General features: G+C 70.9%; 3 protein-coding genes. All 3 read right to left on the minus strand.

Going from position 1 to position 3,095, the window contains the following annotated elements; all coding sequences use genetic code 11:
- Nucleotides 1–121: 121 nt before the first annotated feature.
- Nucleotides 122–1,222, minus strand: coding sequence for a site-specific DNA-methyltransferase (locus tag U9980_RS26495; protein ID WP_322770424.1), 1,101 nt, complete (start codon nucleotides 1,220–1,222; stop codon nucleotides 122–124).
- The gene (locus tag U9980_RS26500) at nucleotides 1,219–2,427 is read right to left on the minus strand and encodes a site-specific DNA-methyltransferase (protein WP_322770425.1); all 1,209 of its coding nucleotides are present in this window, start codon (nucleotides 2,425–2,427) and stop codon (nucleotides 1,219–1,221) included. The genes U9980_RS26495 and U9980_RS26500 overlap by 4 nt, the downstream gene beginning before the upstream one ends.
- On the minus strand, nucleotides 2,424–3,095 hold a 672-nt coding region (locus U9980_RS26505; RefSeq protein ID WP_322770426.1), incomplete at its 5' end, for a recombinase family protein. The genes U9980_RS26500 and U9980_RS26505, both read right to left, overlap by 4 nt.

Below are 3,095 nucleotides of genomic sequence, written 5' to 3' on the forward strand. Positions count from 1 at the left end.
ATTTCGGAGAACGCCCGGCGTGCAGACTCGACGGTGTAGATGTCGGCGTCCGTCTTGCAGGAGTGGCAGGTGAAACTGATGTCGACTCCGGCGTACGACCAAAGATGCGGCGTGTCACAATTCAGCCACTCCGCCAGTCATTCCGAACTTTCCCGCCGTCTTCGGACTCCGCCGAATGTTGCATCTGTTGCAATAGTGCGCGCTTGGAGAGGTGATGATAGGTGCCGTTGCGGTCGATCCCTACGAAGGCGCGGCCCAACTGGCGGGCAGCCAGGCCCACGGTGCCGGCGCCGGAGAACGGATCGAGCACCGTTCCGCCAGGTGGGCAGCCGGCGGCGATGGCGCGCAGCGGCAGGTCGATCGGGGGTGCGGGCGGATACCCGCGGCAGGCAGGCCGGGCTGGGCTGGTCCACACGTCGCCGGGGTTTCGTCCTCGTGGTGCTGCGGCCTGATCGGCTGGCCAGGGAGTGCGCGGCGAGGACGCGGCGTGGGGGCGGGTGCCGCCAAGGTGAGCCCGGCGGGAGATCGCCCGGTCGCCGGTGTAGGGCTGACGGATCGCGTCGAGGTTGAAGTAGTAGCGGGCCTTGCGGACGAGCAGGAACAGCAGCTCGTAGCGGGTGGCGAGCCGGTCGGTGACCGGGACGGGGATCGCGTCCGGTGTGTGCCACACTATGCAGCTACGCACGATCCATCCGTCGGCCTGCAGGGCGAATGCGACCCGCCAGGGCATACCGAGGAGGTTCTCGTACGGCGGGTCGGCGCGGGGAGGGTAACGGGGCTGTCGGGGTTGAGCAGGCCGGGCGCACCAGTTGCCGTCGGAGTTCGTGGAGTAGCTGTCGCCGAGGTTGAGCCAGACGGTGCCGGTCGGCACCAAGACGCGGGCGATCTCGGTGAACACCATGCGCAGGCGGTCGAGGTAGGCGGCGGGGGTGGGCTCTAGGCCGTACAGGTCGGTGCCGACAGCCGGTGGCTGGTCGCCGATGTGACTGAGGTCCGGGTCGGGGTCCCCGTAACTGCGGAGCCGCCAGTAGGGCGGCGAGGTCACCACACAGTCCACCGAATCCGCTGGAAGCGTTGCGATGACGGCGGCGGCGTCCCCGAGGTAAAGACGCACTCCGGGTTCGGAGTAGTACAGCGTGGCCTGCGCCCCCGGCGTGGATGGTGGGGTTGGGCGGTCGGGCTCGGGCCGGTCGGCCGGGTCGGGTGCGGCGGTGGTGTTCATGCGGCGCTCCGCTCCGGTGCGCCGTCCCCGTCCCCATCGCCGTTGTCCGAGACCGGTGGGTGGAGGCCAAGACGGGCTAGGCCGATGTCATGGAATGTCGGGTTCAGATCGATACCGATGTACCGACGGTCGAGATGGCGGGCGGCCAGGCCGGTGGTGGCCGCGCCGGAGAACGGATCGAGCACGACCCCGCCGGGTGGGCAGCCGGCGGCGATGGCGCGCAGCGGCAGATCGATCGGGAACGCGGCGAAATGCGCCTCGCGCAGCGGCCGGGTGCTGATCGACCAGACGTCGCCGGGATTGCGCCCGGCCGGGTGAGCGGCGGTGTGCCGGCGTCCGGTCGGCCGCATCGCCGCACCCGGAGGACGACCGGCGAACGCCGCCGTGTCGGTGTATTTGCCCGCACCGTCCACGGCCGACGCGCGGCGCCGGGATGCCCGGCCGGCCTCGCCCGACCTGGCGGTGTCGGTCTCGCCGGTCACCGCGTTCTCATCTGGGATTGGGGCGTCCGGAGCGGCGGCCGGCTCCCGGATCGGGTTCAGATCGAAGTAGTACCGGGGTTGGCGGACCAGGAGGAACACCAGTTCGTACCGTGTCGTGAGCCGGTCGGTCACGGGTTCGGGCATGCCGTTCGGCTTGTGCCACACCACCGCGTTGCGGATGATCCACCCGTCGTCCTGCAGAGCGAATGCGACCCGCCACGGCATGCCGTACAGACTTTTCGCCCGCACCACAGCGCGATAACCGGCGCCGGCATCGTCTGCCGGGCTCCCGCTGCGCAGTGCGGGCGGGTGGGTTCGGGTGTGGCGGGCGGCATGGCAGTCACCGAGGTTCAACCAGACGGTGCCGGTCGGGGCGAGGACGCGGGCCAGTTCGGTGAAGACCCGTCGCAGCGCGGCGATGTAGGCATCCGGGGTGGGTTCGTGGCCGTACTGCCGGTCCTCCTGGATGGCGCCACAGCGCCGGCAGGTCGTGGTCGGTGTGCCAGCATCGAACCTGGTGATCGTGCAGGTCTGGGTGTGCCGGCAACCGGGAATTCCCGCTGCCCACCGGCGGGTGTCGTAGTCACGCAGCGCCCCCCAGTAGGGCGGGGAGGTGACCACGCAGGCCGCGGACGCGTCGGGCAGGCCGGCCAGCACCTCGACGGCATCCCCGGCATACAGGGTGATCCCGGGGCTGGTGTGGTAGGGCACGGGCAGGCTCACGCGGCCCACCCCCGCCCGGTGTCGCTGCCTTCGTCGTGTCCCGCGGCGCCGGGGAACTCCCAGGGTGGCAACGCCGGGGTGATCACGCCGGTGCCTGGTGGGGCCAGCAGCTGAGCACGGAAGAACATCCGCCCGTCGATGATCGGCTCGTGGGCGTACGAGCAGATCACCCATGTGTCGGGGGGCATGGGCCGTCCGCCCGCGGTGCGTCCCCAGACGGTCGCGCCGGTGTACACAGGGTTCGCCAGGATGCGGCCGACCAGATGGGCACTCCACGGCCGCCGATCACCGGTGGTCGGATCGGTGGGGGCGGGATACCAGCCGGGTTCGTCGGCGAGCCGGCGGGCGATCGCCGCAGGCGCCAGCTGTCCGGTCACTCGCAGCTGGAAGATCGCCATAATGGTGCCGGCGGTCGTCGGATCGACGGCGAGGCAGGTGCGGCGGCGGATGGTGCCGTCCTCGTCGACGACGGGGAGGTGCAGCGGGCGGTAGCCGTACGGGGCGGGGCCGAGATGGTAGCCGGCGCGGACCAGATCGATCTGCGCCTGCCGGGCCCGCGCGGTGGTCTGGGCGTGGTAGTCGGCCAGTATCCGGGCCTGGCGCTCGGTGCGGCGACGGGCGAACGGATGCGTCCAGCGCCGAGCTGTCGACGATGTGCCACCGGGCAT

It is taken from the genome of Protofrankia sp. Cr1 (assembly GCF_963555865.1).
Classification (GTDB): Bacteria; Actinomycetota; Actinomycetes; order Frankiales; family Frankiaceae; genus Protofrankia.